At 72.5% G+C, this 15,615-nt stretch carries 13 protein-coding genes; 6 read left to right on the top strand and 7 right to left on the bottom strand.

Annotated features, from left to right (window positions below):
* The first annotated feature begins 111 nt into the window (after window positions 1-111).
* Window positions 112-1,929: a glycoside hydrolase family 3 protein gene (locus V1634_RS21185; RefSeq protein WP_331209627.1), complete on the top strand. Its 1,818-nt coding sequence runs from the start codon at window positions 112-114 to the stop codon at window positions 1,927-1,929.
* A 30-nt stretch (window positions 1,930-1,959) separates the two neighbouring features.
* Here V1634_RS21185 and V1634_RS21180 read toward each other — a convergent pair whose 3' ends face one another.
* Together V1634_RS21180 and V1634_RS21175 are read right to left on the bottom strand one after the other, a co-directional pair.
* Window positions 1,960-2,574 carry a hypothetical protein gene (locus tag V1634_RS21180; protein ID WP_331209626.1) on the bottom strand — a complete coding sequence of 205 codons (615 nt, stop codon included), beginning with the start codon at window positions 2,572-2,574 and terminating at the stop codon, window positions 1,960-1,962.
* Window positions 2,575-2,726: 152 nt separating this feature from the next.
* The gene (locus V1634_RS21175) at window positions 2,727-3,509 is read right to left on the bottom strand and encodes a hypothetical protein (RefSeq protein ID WP_331209625.1); all 783 of its coding nucleotides are present in this window, start codon (window positions 3,507-3,509) and stop codon (window positions 2,727-2,729) included.
* A gap of 70 nt (window positions 3,510-3,579) precedes the next feature.
* Here V1634_RS21175 and rmuC point away from each other — a divergent pair, with 70 nt between their 5' ends.
* Together rmuC and V1634_RS21165 are read left to right on the top strand one after the other, a co-directional pair.
* Entirely contained in the window at window positions 3,580-4,761 is a 1,182-nt protein-coding gene (gene rmuC, locus V1634_RS21170; RefSeq protein ID WP_331209624.1) for a DNA recombination protein RmuC, read from the top strand.
* 192 nt (window positions 4,762-4,953) lie between these two features.
* A complete protein-coding gene (locus V1634_RS21165) occupies window positions 4,954-8,226 on the top strand; it encodes a S8 family serine peptidase (protein ID WP_331209623.1) in 3,273 nt (1,090 codons plus the stop codon).
* Window positions 8,227-8,509: 283 nt separating this feature from the next.
* Here the strand turns inward: V1634_RS21165 and V1634_RS21160 are convergent, their stop codons facing one another.
* Window positions 8,510-8,923, bottom strand: coding sequence for a hypothetical protein (locus tag V1634_RS21160; RefSeq protein ID WP_331209622.1), 414 nt, complete (start codon window positions 8,921-8,923; stop codon window positions 8,510-8,512).
* Between the two features lie 76 nt (window positions 8,924-8,999).
* Window positions 9,000-10,031, bottom strand: coding sequence for a 4-hydroxy-3-methylbut-2-enyl diphosphate reductase (locus V1634_RS21155; RefSeq protein ID WP_331209621.1), 1,032 nt, complete (start codon window positions 10,029-10,031; stop codon window positions 9,000-9,002).
* A 114-nt stretch (window positions 10,032-10,145) separates the two neighbouring features.
* On the opposite strand from V1634_RS21155, the gene xseA reads away from it, so the two are divergent.
* Together xseA and V1634_RS21145 are read left to right on the top strand one after the other, a co-directional pair.
* Entirely contained in the window at window positions 10,146-11,366 is a 1,221-nt protein-coding gene (gene xseA, locus V1634_RS21150; RefSeq protein ID WP_331209620.1) for an exodeoxyribonuclease VII large subunit, read from the top strand.
* 74 nt (window positions 11,367-11,440) lie between these two features.
* On the top strand, window positions 11,441-11,674 hold the full coding sequence (locus V1634_RS21145; protein ID WP_331209619.1) for an exodeoxyribonuclease VII small subunit: 234 nt from the start codon (window positions 11,441-11,443) through the stop codon (window positions 11,672-11,674).
* Between the two features lie 22 nt (window positions 11,675-11,696).
* Here the strand turns inward: V1634_RS21145 and V1634_RS21140 are convergent, their stop codons facing one another.
* Both V1634_RS21140 and V1634_RS21135 read right to left on the bottom strand, forming a co-directional pair.
* A complete protein-coding gene (locus V1634_RS21140) occupies window positions 11,697-12,503 on the bottom strand; it encodes a hypothetical protein (protein ID WP_331209618.1) in 807 nt (268 codons plus the stop codon).
* Window positions 12,504-12,583: 80 nt separating this feature from the next.
* Entirely contained in the window at window positions 12,584-13,237 is a 654-nt protein-coding gene (locus V1634_RS21135; protein ID WP_331209617.1) for a DUF4245 domain-containing protein, read from the bottom strand.
* Between the two features lie 212 nt (window positions 13,238-13,449).
* Here V1634_RS21135 and glpX point away from each other — a divergent pair, with 212 nt between their 5' ends.
* On the top strand, window positions 13,450-14,481 hold the full coding sequence (gene glpX, locus V1634_RS21130; RefSeq protein ID WP_331209616.1) for a class II fructose-bisphosphatase: 1,032 nt from the start codon (window positions 13,450-13,452) through the stop codon (window positions 14,479-14,481).
* 36 nt (window positions 14,482-14,517) lie between these two features.
* Here the strand turns inward: glpX and V1634_RS21125 are convergent, their stop codons facing one another.
* The gene (locus V1634_RS21125) at window positions 14,518-15,444 is read right to left on the bottom strand and encodes an NAD-dependent epimerase/dehydratase family protein (protein ID WP_331209615.1); all 927 of its coding nucleotides are present in this window, start codon (window positions 15,442-15,444) and stop codon (window positions 14,518-14,520) included.
* Window positions 15,445-15,615 lie beyond the last annotated feature (171 nt).

The raw sequence follows: 15,615 nt of genomic DNA, 5'->3' as shown, positions 1-15,615 counted from the left end.
CACGACCAGGATGAAGCTTTCCTTCGATGTTGGCAATAACAGAGAAGCTTCTTGCCCGACAGCCCGGGGGCGGACTAATTTATAGGGTCTGATGAATCACCTGGAGGCGCCATGCGGGCCCGGCTACTGGCATCAAGCGTCACGATCGCCCTGCTCGCCGCCGGCGGCGCCAGCCCACCCGCCCAGGCCGCACCGTCCACCCATGCCAAGCCGTCCCCCGTGGACCGGCTGATCGCCCGGATGAGCCTGCCGGAGAAGGTCGGCCAGCTCTTCGCCACCTACGTCTACGGCGGCTCCGCCACCGCGCCGAGCGCGGCCGACGCCACCGCCAACCGGCAGGCGTACGGGGTGGACACCGGGGCCGAGGTGGTGGCGAAATACCACCTCGGCGGGGTCATCTACTTCACCTGGTCGCACAACCTCGACTCGCCCCGGCAGATCGCCACGCTCTCCAACGGGCTCCAGGCGAGCGCCGCCGCCAACGGTCCCCGGATCCCGCTGCTCATCTCCACCGACCAGGAGCACGGCATCGTGCAGCGGCTGCCGGCCCCGGCCACCCTCTTCCCCGGCAACATGGCGCTCGGCGCCGGACGCAGCCTGGTCGACGCGTACACCGCCGCCCGGATCACCGGGCGGGAACTGCGGGCGGTCGGCATCGGGCAGGCCTGGGCACCGTCGGCCGACGTCAACGTCAACCCGGCCAACCCGGTGATCGGGGTACGCTCCTTCGGCTCCGACCCGCTGCTGGTCGCCGGGATGACCGCCGCCCAGGTGGTCGGCTTCCAGGCCGGCTCCGGGGTCAGCGTGGCCGCCAAGCACTTCCCCGGACACGGCGACACCCGGGACGACAGCCACACGGCGCTGCCGGTGATCCACCACACCCGGGACGAGTGGCAGCGGCTCGACGAACCGCCGTTCCGGGCCGCCATCGCGGCCGGAGTCGACACCATCATGACGGCGCACATCGTCGTACCGTCGCTGGACGACTCGGGCGACCCGGCCACGCTCTCCGCGCCGATCCTCACCGGGCTGCTCCGGGAACGGCTCGGCTTCCGGGGCGTGGTGGTGACCGACTCGCTCGCCATGGCCGGGGTACGCCAGCAGTACGGCGACGACCGCGTCCCGGTGCTCGCCCTCAAAGCCGGCGCCGACCTGCTGCTGATGCCGCCGAACCTCGACCTGGCGGTCAACTCCGTACTCGCCGCCGTCGCCTCCGGCGAACTCACCGAGGCCCGGATCGACCAGTCGGTACGCCGGATCCTCACCCTCAAGCAGCGCCGGGGCGTACTCGACGGGGTGCCGCCGGTCGACCCGGCCGCCGCCGAGCGGGTGGTCGGGCACCCCGCCCACCAGGTCGAACTACGGAAGATCACCGACCGTACCGTGACCGCGGTCCGCAACGACGCGAAGCTGCTGCCGCTGCCGACGGCCGACCGGTCGGTGCTGGTCACCGGCTGGAACTCCAGCGCCTTCGACAACGTCGGCACCCTCGCCGCCGGGCTGGCCGCCAGGGGCAACCGGAGCACGGCGCTGCCGACCGGGCTGCCGAACGACGCGAAGATCGCCGAGGCGGTGGCCGCCGCCCAGGCCAACGACCTGACGGTCGTGCTGACCCAGAAGTCCTTCGACACCACGGTCACCGACCCGAACGCCCGGCAGCAGAAGCTGGTGCACGCGCTGGCCGCCACCGGCCGGCCGGTCGTGGTGGTCGCGGTACGGGACGCCTACGACGTCGGGCACTTCGACGACGTACCGACCCAGCTCGTCACGTTCGGCTACACGAAGGCGTCGATGGAGGCGCTGACCCGGGTACTCGTCGGCGAGGTCGCGCCGCGCGGCAAGCTCCCGGTCAGCGTCCCGGACCCGGCCGACCCGACGGCGGTCCGCTACCCGTACGGCCACGGCCTCACCTGGCGGCTCCCCCGGTGACGGCGCAGCCGAGCCCGGGGACGCCCGCGCTCAGAAGTGGAACGGCCAGTCGCGCAGGAAGCGCAGACCGAGCAGGAAGGCGATCACCGCCGGGCCGACGGCCAGGGTGACGGCCTGGGCCCGGTACATGATCCGGTGCCGGAGCAGTTCCAGCCCGTTGGCCAGGATGATCACGCCGCCGACCATCATGAACGCGCCCCACCAGCCGGTGGAGCCGAAGTCCAGCGCGTCGTTGACCAGCAGCAGGAAGGTCACCCCGAGCGCGGCGGTGTTCAGCGCCAGCATCGCCACCGTGCGGTGGAAGGCCCGGGGCAGCGGGTCGGGCGAACGCCAGTAGTAGGTGCCGGCGACGGCCAGCCCCGGCAGAGTGATCATGAATGGCCAGCCCTGCCCCATCACCCCGAGCATCAGCATCGCGCCGACCGCGAAGACCAACCCGCCGACGCAGGCCAGCAGGTAGCCGACGAACGCACGCCCGCCGCCGCGGGCGAGCAGCGGTCCGCCGGACGCGGCGACCAGGGCTCCGGGTACCAGGACGAAGCCGGCCCACCAGTGGAACCGGTCGATCGACTGTGCGGTCACGGTCACCGCCACGACCCCGAGGCCCGCCGCGGCCAGGCTGGTCACCCAGCGTCCGGCAATCACCGGCCGGCGCCTCCCTACGGTCTCCACGTCAACGCTCACAGTTGACGACTCTGCCGGTTGCCCCGTGGGGAGGACCATCCGGTCAGCCCTACCATCCACCGGACGGCTAGCCCGAAGGCCGGCCGGGACACCGGGACATTCAGAGCGTACGACTAAAAATCTCCCCCACCACCGAAGTCGCCACCGCCGAAGTCACCCCCGCCGAACCCCCCGCCACCGAAGTCGCCGCCGCCGAAGTCCCCGGCGGCACCGGCGTCCCCCGCGTCGCCGTAGTCCGCGCCGTCCGTGAAACCCTCCTGGTATCCGGCGTCGTAGCCGTACCCGGGGTCGGCGAAGGCCGGCGAGAAGAGCGCGTCGGCGATCAACATGCCGCCGAGCACCCCGGCGCCGGCCGCCAGCCCGGTCTTCCACCACGGGGTCGAATACCAGCCGGCCGGCACCGGACGGCCCCGCATCCGCCCACCCGGGTAGTAGTAGGGCGTCGCCGAGCCGGGATTCGGCCCGGCCCGGAACGTCTCGCCCTGGACCTGCACCTCCCTGGGCACGGTGACCGCGCCGACGCCCCGGGCGGCGGCCAGCGGCGGCAGTTCCGGCCCCGGGTCGATGCCGAGCGCCACCCGGGCCGCCCGGACGTACGCCAACCCCTCCAGGGCGGTCTCCCGGGCCAGCTCGTACTGCCGGGCGCTGCGCGCCTGTTCGAGCTGGCTGCCGGCGGCGTTGTAGCGCTCCCCCGCGTCGGCCAGCGCCTGCCGGACCGCCGGTTCGGCACCGTGCAGGTTCATCAACTGCCCGCCCAGCCGCTCGTACCAGCGACCGGCCTCGGCCCGCGCGTCGGCGAGTTCCCGGGCCTGCCGGGCCGCACGCTCGCGACGCCACCAGAGAACCGCACCGCCGAGCAGCACCACCAGCAGGAGGAACCAGATCACCTCGCCCATCACCCCACGGTACCCACCACCACCGGCGAGTACTCGCGCCGCTGCGCCCGGCGCCTGGCATGCTCTGTGAGTGGACCTCTCGACCGTGGCCGTGGTGATCGTCTGCCTCGTCGCGGGCGGGGTGATCGGCTGGCTCGCCGCGACCGCGCGGTCGACCGCCGAGATCGCCCGGCTGGACGCGACCCTGCGGGCCACCCGGGAGGGCGAGGGCCGGCTGGAGCAGTCGATGCGGGCGCTCTCCTACGAGGCGACCGCCCAGTCCCAGGAGGCGGTGGCCCGGGCGGTGGCGCCGCTGCACGAGACGCTGCGCCGGTACGAGCAGCGGGTCGCCGAGCTGGAGCACGACCGGGTCGACGCGTACGCCGAGCTGCGTGAGCAGGTCCGCTCGATGACGGCGGTCTCCGGCGAGCTGCGTACCGAGACCAAGCAGCTCGTCGCCGCGCTGCGCGCCCCGCAGGTGCGCGGCCGCTGGGGCGAGCACCAGCTCCGCCGGGTGGTGGAGGCCGCCGGCATGCTGGAGCACTGCGACTTCGCCGAGCAGGTGACGGCGGCGACCGAGCATCAGACGGTCCGCCCCGACCTGGTGGTCCGGCTGCACGGCGGCCGCTCGGTGGTGGTGGACGCGAAGGCACCGTTCGAGGCGTACCTGACCGCGATGGAGGCCCGGGACGAGCAGGGCCGGGACCGGCACCTGGACGCGCACGCCCGGCATCTGCGGGGACACGTCGACGCGCTGGCCGCCAAGTCCTACTGGGCCGCCTTCGACCAGTCCCCGGAGTTCGTGGTGCTCTTCGTGCCGGCGGACCCGTTCCTCGACGTGGCGCTGCAACGCGACCCGACGCTGCTGGAGCACGCGTTCGCCCGCAACGTGGTGCTGGCCACCCCGGCGACCCTGGTGGCGCTGCTGCGTACCGTCGCGTACTCGTGGCGGCAGGAGGCGCTGGCCCGCAACGCGGTGGCGGTGCACGCGCTGGCCCGCGAGCTGTACGGTCGGCTCGGCACCCTCGGCGAGCACGTCTCCAAGTTGGGCGGGGCGCTGGGCGGGGCGGTGACCGCGTACAACCGGGCGGTGGGCTCGTTGGAGGCCCGGGTGTTGGTCAGCGCCCGCAAGCTCGCCGAGCTGGGTGTGGCCGGCGACGAGTTGCCGGTGCCGCCGCAGGTCGAGACGGCTCCGCGCCAGCCGCAGGCGCCCGAGCTGGTCGACCCGCCGGCCGCCCGGCAACTGGAGATCCCCCGGTCGCCGCAGCCCTGATCGTCCAGATCGGAATCGGCGATCGGCCGGTCATCGACGCTGATCCGCGCCGCCGGCCCGCCGATCGGTCCACACAGATCACGGGGTGGTCACAACGCGCAGCACGATAGTGACAGGCGTGCGTACGGCGTCCGAGGATTCCGGTCACGTGTGCCCTGCCTTCCAGGGCCTGTTCTCCCGAAGGACATGAACGTGAGTAGATCCCGCACGTGGCGTCGACGGACCTCGGCCGGGGTACTCGCCTCGGCCCTGGTCCTGAGCGGCCTGACCCTGGCCACCGGTGCCACCCCGGCGAGCGCCGATCCGACCGCCGCACCGGAAACCCTGAAGACCGATCCCACCGACACCCTGGGTCCGCGCGACCTGGAACTACTCGCCGAGGCGAAGTCCCGCAAGGAAGCCCGGGTGACGCTGCTCATCGCGGCCGACAAGGGGCGCTCCGGCGCCGTCGTCACCGGGCTGCGAAAGCTCGGCGGCATCATCGCCAAGCGGGCCGACGAGGTCGGCTACGTCCGGGCCAGCGTGCCCACCTCGGCGGTGCCGGCCGCCGCCGCGCTGCCCGGCGTCGCGGCGGTCGACCTCGACGAGAAGGTCGAGCTGCCGAAGCCCGAACCGACCCCGGCCCGGGCGCAGGCACAGGCTCGGGCGAAGGCGGCAGTGAGCGGACCGGGTGCCGACACGCCGGCCCGGAACCCGTACATGCCGACCCACGAGATCGGCGCGGTGGACTTCAAGGCCGCGCATCCGAGCTGGGACGGCCGGGGCGTCACGATCGGCATCATGGACACCGGGGTCGACCTCGACCACCCGGCGTTGCAGACCACCTCCACCGGTGAGCGCAAGATCGCCGACTGGTTCACCGCCACCGACCCGATCTTCGACGGTGACGCCACCTGGCGGATCATGCGCGACGAGGTGACCGGCCCGAGCTTCAGCTACGCGGGTGCCACCTGGACCGCGCCGGCCGGGACGTACCGGATCAACCGGTTCGCCGAGTCGATCACCGCGGGCAGCGCGCCGGGCGGCGACATCAACCGGGACGGCGACACCGCGGACCTGTTCGGCATCCTCTACGACCCGGCGAGCCACGACATCCGGGTCGACGCCAACGGGAACCGGAACTTCACCGACGACCCGGTGATGCGCCCGTACGCCGAGCGCTACGACGTGGGCCACTTCGGCACCGACCGGCCGGAGACCCCGGTACGCGACCAGACCCCGTTCGTGGTCGAGTTCCGCGAGGACGTCGACACCACCCCGGCCGGCCTGCCGGGGGCGTACGACTTCGTCAACATCGGCGTGGTCGAGGACCCGCACGGCTCGCACGTCGCCGGCATCACCGCCGCGAACGACATGTTCGGCAACGCCAATCTGGACGGAGGGGCGCCCGGCGCCAAGCTGGTCTCCGCCCGGGCCTGCTCGTGGGGCGGCGGCTGCACCTTCGCCGCGCTCACCGACGGCATGGTCGAGCTGGTGGTCAACCGGGACGTCGACGTGGTCAACATCTCGATCGGCGGCCTCGGCCCGCTGAACGACGGCAGTGACCTGCGGGCCGAACTGTACGACAGGATCGTCAACGAACTCGGCGTGCAGCTCGTCTTCTCGGCCGGCAACTCCGGCCCCGGCATCAACACCATCGGCGACCCCTCCACGGTGACCAACATCGTCAGCGTCGCCGCCGGGATCAGCCAGGAGAGCTACCTGGCCAACTACGGCTCGGAGACCCGCACGCCGTACCAGCTGCTCTACTTCTCCTCGCGCGGTCCGCGCGAGGACGGCGGGTTCAAGCCGAACATCACCGCGCCGGGATCGGCGATCTCCACCACCCCGCTCTGGCTGCCGGGCAACCCGGTCCCCGAGGCCGGCTACCCGCTGCCGCCCGGCTACCAGATGATCAACGGCACCTCGATGTCCGCCCCGCAGGTGACCGGCGGCATCGCGCTGCTGCTCTCGGCTGCCAAGGCGAACCGCAAGCTGGTCACCACCGCCGCGCTGCGCCGGGCGATCTACTCGTCGGCGTCCTGGATCGACGGGGTACCGGCGCACGGCCAGGGCAACGGGCAGCTCAACGTGCCGGCCGCCTGGCAACTGCTGGCCGGTGCCGCGCTGGAGACCCGCGGCTACACCGTCGACGCCCCGGTCTGCACGCCGCTGGCCGGCATGCTGGCCACGCCGTTCCGGGGTACCGGCATCTACAACCGGTGCGCCGTCGGCGCGGGCGGGCAGAAGCCGAACGTGGCGAAGACGTACAAGGTGAAGGTGACCCGGAACAGCGGTCCGAAGGGGACCGTCCGGCACGACCTGCGGCTGGTCGGCAACACCGGCAACGTGTTCGGCAAGGTGCCGGCACACCTGGACCTGCCGCTGGGCAAGACGGTGACGTTCAGCGTCGAGGCGAAGGCCGGGGTCGGGGTGCACAGCGCGATCGTCGAGGTCGACGACCCGGCGACCCCGGCGGTGGACTTCGAGTTCATGAACGCGGTCACCATCGCCGAGGTGCCGAAGAAGAAGGACTTCTCCTTCTCGGCGGCCGGCAACGTCGACCGCAACCTCTTCAAGACGTACTTCGTCACCGTGCCGGAGGGCGCGGGTTCGTTGCAGGTCAACCTGACCGGCATCGCCCCCGGCTCGCAGACCCGGTTCATCGCGATCAACCCGTGGGGCGTCCCGGTGGACCCGACCGCCAGCACGGCCTGCTTCACCAACTTCTCCGACGCCGCCGCGTGCAAGCCGGAGGAGCGGTCGTACGACAACCCGATCCCGGGGGTGTGGGAGATCGAGGTCGAGTCGCGGCGTACGTCGCCGCTGCTCGGCAACCCGTACCAGCTCCAGGCCCGGGTGCAGGGCGTCGAGGTCACCCCGGACGTGACCGAGCTGCTCAGCGTGGAGGCCGGGGAGCCGACCCCGGTCACCTGGGAGCTGACCAACGAGTTCGGCCCGGTCGTCATCACCGGTTCCGGCGGGCCGCTCGGCAGCACCCGGGAGACCCGGCCGACCATCGCGCACCACGAGGTGCTGAGCTACGAGGTCGCGGTACCGGCCGGGGCGAGCCGGCTCGACGTGTCGATCGGGAACACCAGTGACGCCGGTGCCGACCTCGACCTCTACGTCTACAAGGACGGCGTACGGGTGGCGTACGACGCCGACGGTGACTCGGAGGAGTCGGTCTCGCTGGCCAACCCGGCGGCCGGGACCTACGAGATCGAGATCGAGGGGTACTCGGTGCCGGCCGGGACCACCCAGCTCGACTACCGGGACGTCTTCTTCTCGCCCGCCCTCGGCAACCTGTCGACTCCGGCGAACTACGAGTCGCTGGCGTACCAGGACAGCACCAGCATCACCGGTTCGGTGACCGCGCTGGCGGCGCCGGCCGCCGGCCGGCAGCTCTCCGGCGAGATGCGGGTGGTCACCGTGGAGGGTGCCGTGGTCGGCGACGCCCTCGTACTGGTCGACGCGGTGAACTGACGATCCACCGAACGGAGCGGGGCCGGTCCCGGGCTGGGACCGGCCCCGTTTCGCCTGTCTGTAGCGCCGGCTCCCGCGCTGGTGCGGTGCCCTCCGACAACGAGGCATCACTTCTTCGAGCGTGATACCACCGAGTCATCGTGATGACAGGGTGGTATCACGCGCACCGGGCATATATGCCTGCGCCGGGACGACCGCGCAGCGCTTTCGGGGCGGGCTCCCGCAGGATCCCGGGCAGGCTGCCGCTCGGAACGCCTCGGCGGTCGACCTCGGGTCTCGGCCGTCAGGCCCGGGCCGCGCTCTGCACCTGGAACGGAGTGCCCTGCTGACAGGTGGTCATCAGATCGGCGCGTACCTGGCCGGTCACCGTCACCCGGGCACCGGCGGTGATCACGTCTCGGGGGCCGCCGACCAGCAGGTAGCCGTCCAGCAGTAGGCAGTTCGGCTCGACACCGGCCCGGACCGTCCCGCTGAGCGTCGTCGTGCCGCTCGGTGCCGCCCCGCCGCGCGGCGACTTGGTCGGAGTGACCGGATCCACCGTCGGGGCGCCGGGACCCGAAGCGGTCGGGTCGGGCGAGGCGGGCCGGGTCACCGGGCTTCCTCCCGATGCGTTCGGCGGCGTCGAGCCGGAGTCCGCGCAGGCACCGAGGGCCAGCCCGGCGGCCAGCACCGCGCCGACCATCCACCGCGTGGTCATGGCAGTTCTGACGCGTACGCCACGGCGCCCGTTCCGCGTCCCGCGCTGGTCGACGCCGGCACCGCGCGTACCCCGGTCAGCCGTTCGCGGCGCTCGCCGCGAGTGCGTCGGACTGCTCGGCCGCCGCCTTGGCCGCCGCGGCCTTCATGTCGCGCTTCAGCTCCTGCGGCAGCGAGAAGGTGAGCCGCTCGTCGGCGGTCGTCACCTCGGTCACGTCGGCGAAGCCGCGCGCGGCGAGGTGGTCGAGCACCTCCATGACCAGGTCGTCGGGGACGCTCGCCCCGGAGGTCACCCCGACCGTGCTGGCCCCGGCCAGCCAGTCGTCGGAGATCTCGGAGGCGTAGTCGACCAGGTAGCCGGCCCGGGCGCCCGCGTCCACCGCCACCTCGACCAGCCGGACCGAGTTGGAGGAGTTGCGGGAGCCGACCACGATCACCACGTCACAGTCGGCGGCGATCTCCTTCACCACGTGCTGCCGGTTCTGGGTGGCGTAGCAGATGTCGTCGCTGGGCGGCGACTGGAGCAGCGGCAGCCGGCGCTTGAGCCGGGCGACGGTCTCCATCGTCTCGTCCACCGACAGGGTCGTCTGGGAGAGCCAGACCACCTTCGCCGGGTCCCGTACGGTCACCTTGTCGGCGTCGTCCGGGCCGTCCACGAGCTGGATGTGCGCGGGCGCCTCGCCTGCGGTGCCGATCACCTCTTCGTGCCCCTCGTGACCGATGAGCAGAATGTCGTAATCGTCCGCCGCGAACCGCCGTGCCTCGTGGTGCACCTTCGTGACCAGCGGGCAGGTCGCGTCGATCGCCTTCAGCGAGCGCGTCTTCGCCTGCTCGTAGACCTCCGGCGCCACGCCGTGCGCGGAGAAGATCACGGTCGAGCCCTCCGGCACCTCCTCGTTCTCCTCCACGAAGATGGCACCCTGGCGCTCCAGCGTGGAGACGACGTGCTTGTTGTGCACGATCTGCTTGCGGACGTAGATCGGCGCCCCGTAGAGCTTCAGGGCCTCCTGCACGGTCTGCACGGCACGGTCGACCCCGGCGCAGTAGCCGCGGGGCTTGGCCAACAGGACGCGCTTGCCGGTCTGGGGTGTCGCCTGAGCCTCGGTCACCCGCCCAGTCTACGTTCCGCCCGTGGTCGCGCCCGCTGGCCGCCGTGCCGGGGTACCGCCGCGCCCGGGACCGGCGGCGGCGGGGACGGGCGGCGGCGGCCGTAGGCTGACCGGATGACCGAGGCCGCCACCCCGCGCAGTACCCCCGAGGAGCCGTGGCCGGTCCGGGTGGTCAGCCAGAAGCTGAGCGCCTGGATCGGCAAGCTGGGCTGGGTCTGGGTGGACGGCCAGGTGGCACAGCTCAGCCGCCGCCCCGGCGCGGCGACGGTCTTCCTCACCCTGCGCGACCCGTCGGCGGACCTCAGCCTCACCGTCACCACCAACCGGGACGTACTGGACGCCGGTGCGCCGGAGCTGGCCGAGGGGGCCAGGGTGCTGCTGCACGCCAAGCCCGAGTTCTACGCCGCACGCGGCACGCTGAGCCTGCGGGCCGACGAGATCCGGCAGGTCGGGCTCGGCGAACTGCTGGCCCGGCTGGAGAAGCTGAAGAAGCTGCTCGCCGCCGAAGGGCTCTTCGACCGGGCCCGCAAGCGCCGGCCGCCCTTCCTGCCCAGCCGGATCGGCCTGATCACCGGCCGGGCCTCGGCGGCCGAACGGGACGTGCTGACGAACGCGCGACGCCGCTGGCCGGCGGTCCAGTTCCGTACGGTCAACGTGGCGGTGCAGGGCCCGACCGCCGTACCGCAGATCGTCGACGCGCTCAAGGTGCTCGACGCCGACCCGAGCATCGACGTGATCGTGCTGGCCCGGGGCGGTGGCGGCGTCGAGGACCTGCTCCCCTTCTCCGACGAGGCGCTCTGCCGGGCGGTCTTCGGCTGCCGTACCCCGGTGGTCAGCGCCATCGGCCACGAGACGGACGCACCGCTGGTCGACTACGTGGCCGACCTGCGCGCCTCGACGCCGACCGACGCCGCCAAACGGATCGTGCCGGACCTCGGCGAGGAGACCCGGCTGATCCGGATGGCCCGGGACCGGCTCGACCGAGCCATGATCGGACTCGTCGACCGGGAGGCGCACCGGCTCGACGCCTGGCGGTCCCGCCCCGCACTGGCCCGGCCGGAGGTGCTGCTCGACCAGCGGGCCGCCGACGTGACGGCGCTGCGCGACCGCGCGGCCCGCTGCGTGGAGCACCGGCTCGGCACCGCGACGGGGGAGCTGCGGCACACCGTGGCGCGGCTGCGCGCGCTCTCCCCGGCGGCCACCCTGCACCGGGGGTACGCCATCGTGCAGCGCGCCGACGGGCACGTCGTACGCGCACCCGGCGAGGTCGCCGCCGGTGACCCGCTGCGGGTACGCCTCGCCGAGGGCGAACTGGGCGCGGTCGTCGAGCCGTAGCCGCTGCGCGGGCGCCTGCGCGGGTGTGTGCGCGGACCCGCCTCCGGCGGCGGTGTGCTGAGATGGGAGCCACCATGACTGACACGGAAGAACGCGCGAGCGGGCCGGGCGACGGACTCAGTTACGAGCAGGCCCGGGCCGAGCTGGCCACGGTGGTGGAACGGCTGGAGGCCGGCGGCACCTCGCTCGAGGAGTCGCTGGCGCTCTGGGAGCGGGGTGAGCGGCTGGCCGAGATCTGCCAGGGCTGGCTCGACGGGGCCCGGCAGCGGATCGACACCGTCCGGCAGGCCCGGGCGGAGCGGCCGTAGCCACCCCACCCGGCACCGTTACTCACTTGTTGAACAGCTCGTACGTCTCCGGCGACGCCTCCACGACCTCGGCCGCCGGCGGCGCCTTGGCCTGGCTCGCCGCGCCGTAGTCGGAGTAGCCGACCTTCAGCTCCTGCGCCTTGCCGCCGCCGACCGCCGGCAGCTGGATGGTCAGCGAGCTGAGCCGGCCCTGCGTGTCGAGCTTGGCCTCGAACGGCAGCTTGCTCGCCTCGGCGCCGAGCAGCTTGACCGCGTCCTCGTCGACCATGCCGGCGCCGGTGGCCTTGGTCAGGTCGATCGTGCCGCTGTACGCACCCTCGCCGGTCTTCTGCACGTCGACGATCGCCTTGGTCAGCGCCTCGCTGCCGGCCGGGTCGACGTCGGTGAAGTCGAAGCCCAGTCCCTTGGCGCTCTTGATCTTGGACTGGTCCAGGTGCTGGTACTTGCCGGAGTTCAGCTTCTCCAGCCCCGGTACGCCCTCGGCACCTTCGATCGTCATCTTCACCCAGCTGTCGGGCTTGATGTAGACGATCTCCATGTCCATCGAGAACTCGTCGTTGCCGGCCTTCACCCGCATCTGGGCGCTCTGGCTCGGCTGGTGCACGAAGCCCTGACCGTCGAGATCCGCGCCGGTCATGCTGAACTTGAAGTTACCCTTGGTGATTTCCTTGGTCGACGCGAGCAGCGCCTCCTTGGCATCCGCCGGGATCGCCGGTGCCGCTGAACCGGACGCCTCCGGCTCGGCGCCCTCGCCCCCACAGGCGGTCAGAGCCGGCGCGAACAGGGCCACCGCCGCTACCGTGGCGACGCCCCACCGTCGGAATGTCACTGTCGATCCTCCCCAGTAAGTGCCCGGCGGGCTTCTGCCCACCGTGACGCGCAGGCACGCAGCGTACCGGGAGGGGACGACTACCGCATGGCGACGACTATCCGGCGCAGGTCACGCTCGGGCACCTGACCGACCACCAGAACCGTCCGCCCGGGTTCCAGCAGGACCAGAGCCGACTCGCCAGGACGGGCCGTGTACCGCTGCCAACTGCGCCCGGCCACCTCGACCGTGCCCTGCGGCCGACCGTCGCGGGTCAGCTCGGCCGGGATCAGCTCGTCGGCCGGCAGGCTGCTCTGCACCAACTGCACTCCCCCGCCGTCCGGGCTGAGGTAGCCGAGCCGCAGGGTCGCACCACCGGCCTCCCGTCGGAACTGGGCGGTGACGGTACGCCAGCCGTCGGACAGCTCGGTCGGCTCGCCGACCGGGAAGGCGTTGGCGTTCCGGGCCTGCTGGAACACCGGGGCCGGATCGACCACCACCGGCTGGTCCGCGCCGAGAACGACCCGGCCGAAGCCGATCAGGAGGGCGATCGGCACCAGCAGGACCAGCAGGGACATGACGACGTCCTTGGTCGACCGCTGCGACCGGATCGCGGCCGGCACGACCTGCTCGTCGTCCGGTCCGGCGCCCTCCGGCCCGGCGCCCTCCGGCTCCGGCCCGGCGGCGGGGGCCGTGGCCGGCTCGGCCGGGAACTGGTCGTCCGGGGTGCGGTCGGCAGGCTGCGTGGAGTTCACCCCACTATCTTGACAGCCTCGCCGGCAGTGCCCCTCCGGGCAGCCCGCCGAGGCGCTGGCCCCGCCCTGCACAGCCGCCGGATCCGGCGATCCGGGCCACCGGCCCCCCGAACCGGCGTTAAGTTGACCAGCGTGTCAGGATTCCTGACAAGGCCGGCGGCGCGCGCCACGCTGTGCCGGGCCACCCCGCAGTGTCGCGAGGAGGAGCCGACATGACGAACACCCGTACCCGGGTGCCACAGAACCTCGACCGCAACCTTGCCCTCGACCTCGTCCGGGTCACCGAGGCGGCGGCGATGGCCGCCGGCCGGTGGGTCGGCCGGGGCGACAAGGAGGGTGGCGACGGCGCGGCCGTCGACGCCATGCGCAAGCTGATCAACTCGATCCCGATGCGCGGGGTGGTGGTGATCGGCGAGGGCGAGAAGGACAACGCCCCGATGCTCTTCAACGGCGAGCAGGTCGGCGACGGCACCGGGCCGGAGGTCGACGTGGCGGTCGATCCGATCGACGGCACCACCCTGATGAGCAAGGGCATGCCGAACGCCCTGGCCGTGCTCGCGGTGGCCGAACGCGGCGCGATGTTCGACCCGAGCGCCGTCTTCTACATGGAGAAGCTCGCGGTCGGCCCGGTCTACGCCGACGTCGTCGACATCAACGCCGGAGTGGCCGAGAACCTGCGCCGGATCGCCAAGGTCAAGGGGAGCGAGGTCTCCGACGTCACGGTCTGCGTGCTCGACCGCCCCCGGCACAAGGAGCTGGTGCAGCAGATCCGCCGGGCCGGCGCCGGCATCCAGTTCATCTCGGACGGCGACATCGCCGGGGCCATCGCCGCCGCCCGGGGCGAGTCCGGCGTCGACGTGCTGATGGGGATCGGTGGCACCCCGGAGGGCATCACCGCCGCCTGCGCCCTGAAGTGCATGGGCGGGGCGATGCAGGCCAAGCTCTGGCCCCGCGACGACGAGGAGCGGGAGAAGGCGCTCGCCGCCGGACACGACCTGGGCCGGGTACTGCACACCGACGACCTGGTGACCGGGGACAACGCCTTCTTCGTGGCCACCGGGATCACCTCCGGCGACCTGCTGCGCGGCGTCCGCTACCGGGCCGGTGGCGCGTACACCCAGTCGATCGTGATGCGTTCCAAGAGCGGCACGATCCGGGTGATCGACTCGTACCACCGGCTGGAGAAGCTGGCGCTCTACTCGGCGATCGACTTCGACGGGCGCCCGCTGGCCGAGCAGGAGTAGCCCGGCTGTCGGCGCGTCGCCCGGCGGGGTTCTGGATCAGCGGGACGCCGCCGGGGTGGGTCCGGCGGTCTCCCGCAGTGCGGTGTCCAGCCCGGTCGGCTCGATGCCGAACGTGGCGGTCGCCGCCGAGGAGTCCAGCACGAACGGCCGGCGGAACTGGTACGCCGTCTCCCGCAGCTCCCGCGCGGTCGGGTCGAAGAGCCCGCCGAGCCAGAGCAGCGCGGGCGGCATCGAGGCGAGTCGGGGTGCGGGGGCGCCGGCCAGCTCGGCGAGCCGGGCCGCCAGCGCCCGGATCGAGACCGGCGGCTGACTGGGTACGTGCCAGGGCCGCCCCCAGGCCCGTTCGTCGGCGGCGGCGGCGACCAGGGTACGGGCGACGTCGCCGACGTACGTCCAACTGTGCGGCGCGTCCAGGTCGGCCGGTACGCTCGCCCGCTTCCCGGCCAGCACCTTCGGCACCGCGAGCAGGGTGAAGATGGTCTGCGCGCCCGCGCCGAGGTAGTCGGAGCCACGTACCTCGGTCGCCCGGACCCGCCCCGCCTCGTGCGCGGCCAGGGCGTCCTGCCACATCCGGACCCGGACCCGGCCCTTCACGCCGTTCGGGCGCAGTGGCGCGCTCTCGGTGATCGGCCCGTCCACCGGGCCGTAGCCGTAGAGGTTGCCGGTGGTGGCCAGCACCGCCCCGGTGCGTTCCGCCACGGTCAGCAGCGCGGCGGCGATCGGCGGCCAGTCGGTGGCCCAGCGGTGGTACGCCGGATTGGCGCAGTTGTAGATCGTCGCGGCACCCTCCGCCAGCTCGGCCAACCGAGGATCGGTCGCGTCGGCGGCGACCCGCTCGATGCCGGGATGCGCCGGTCCACCGCCCCGGCGGCTGACCAGCCGGACCCGCTCGCCCCGCTCGGCGAGCAGCCGGGCCACGCCCTGGCCGACCGGGCCGGCACCGACGATCACCTGGAGTGCCATCCACCCCACCTTTCAGATCAACTCTCTGCTTCGAGAGCAGTGCTCTCGACTGGCCCTCACAGCCTGCCCTCCAGCCCGGCCGTCGTCAAGAGCACTGCTCTCATTTTCGTCCGGTGCTCACATCCGGCACCGGTGCGCTCGGGAGACGACCGGGGTGTGGCAGGGTGGCGG

This window comes from Plantactinospora veratri (assembly GCF_036421995.1).
Taxonomy (GTDB): domain Bacteria; phylum Actinomycetota; class Actinomycetes; order Mycobacteriales; family Micromonosporaceae; genus Plantactinospora; species Plantactinospora veratri.
The sequence above is the reverse complement of the archived record's forward strand: the minus strand, read 5'-3'. Positions and strand labels throughout refer to the sequence as shown.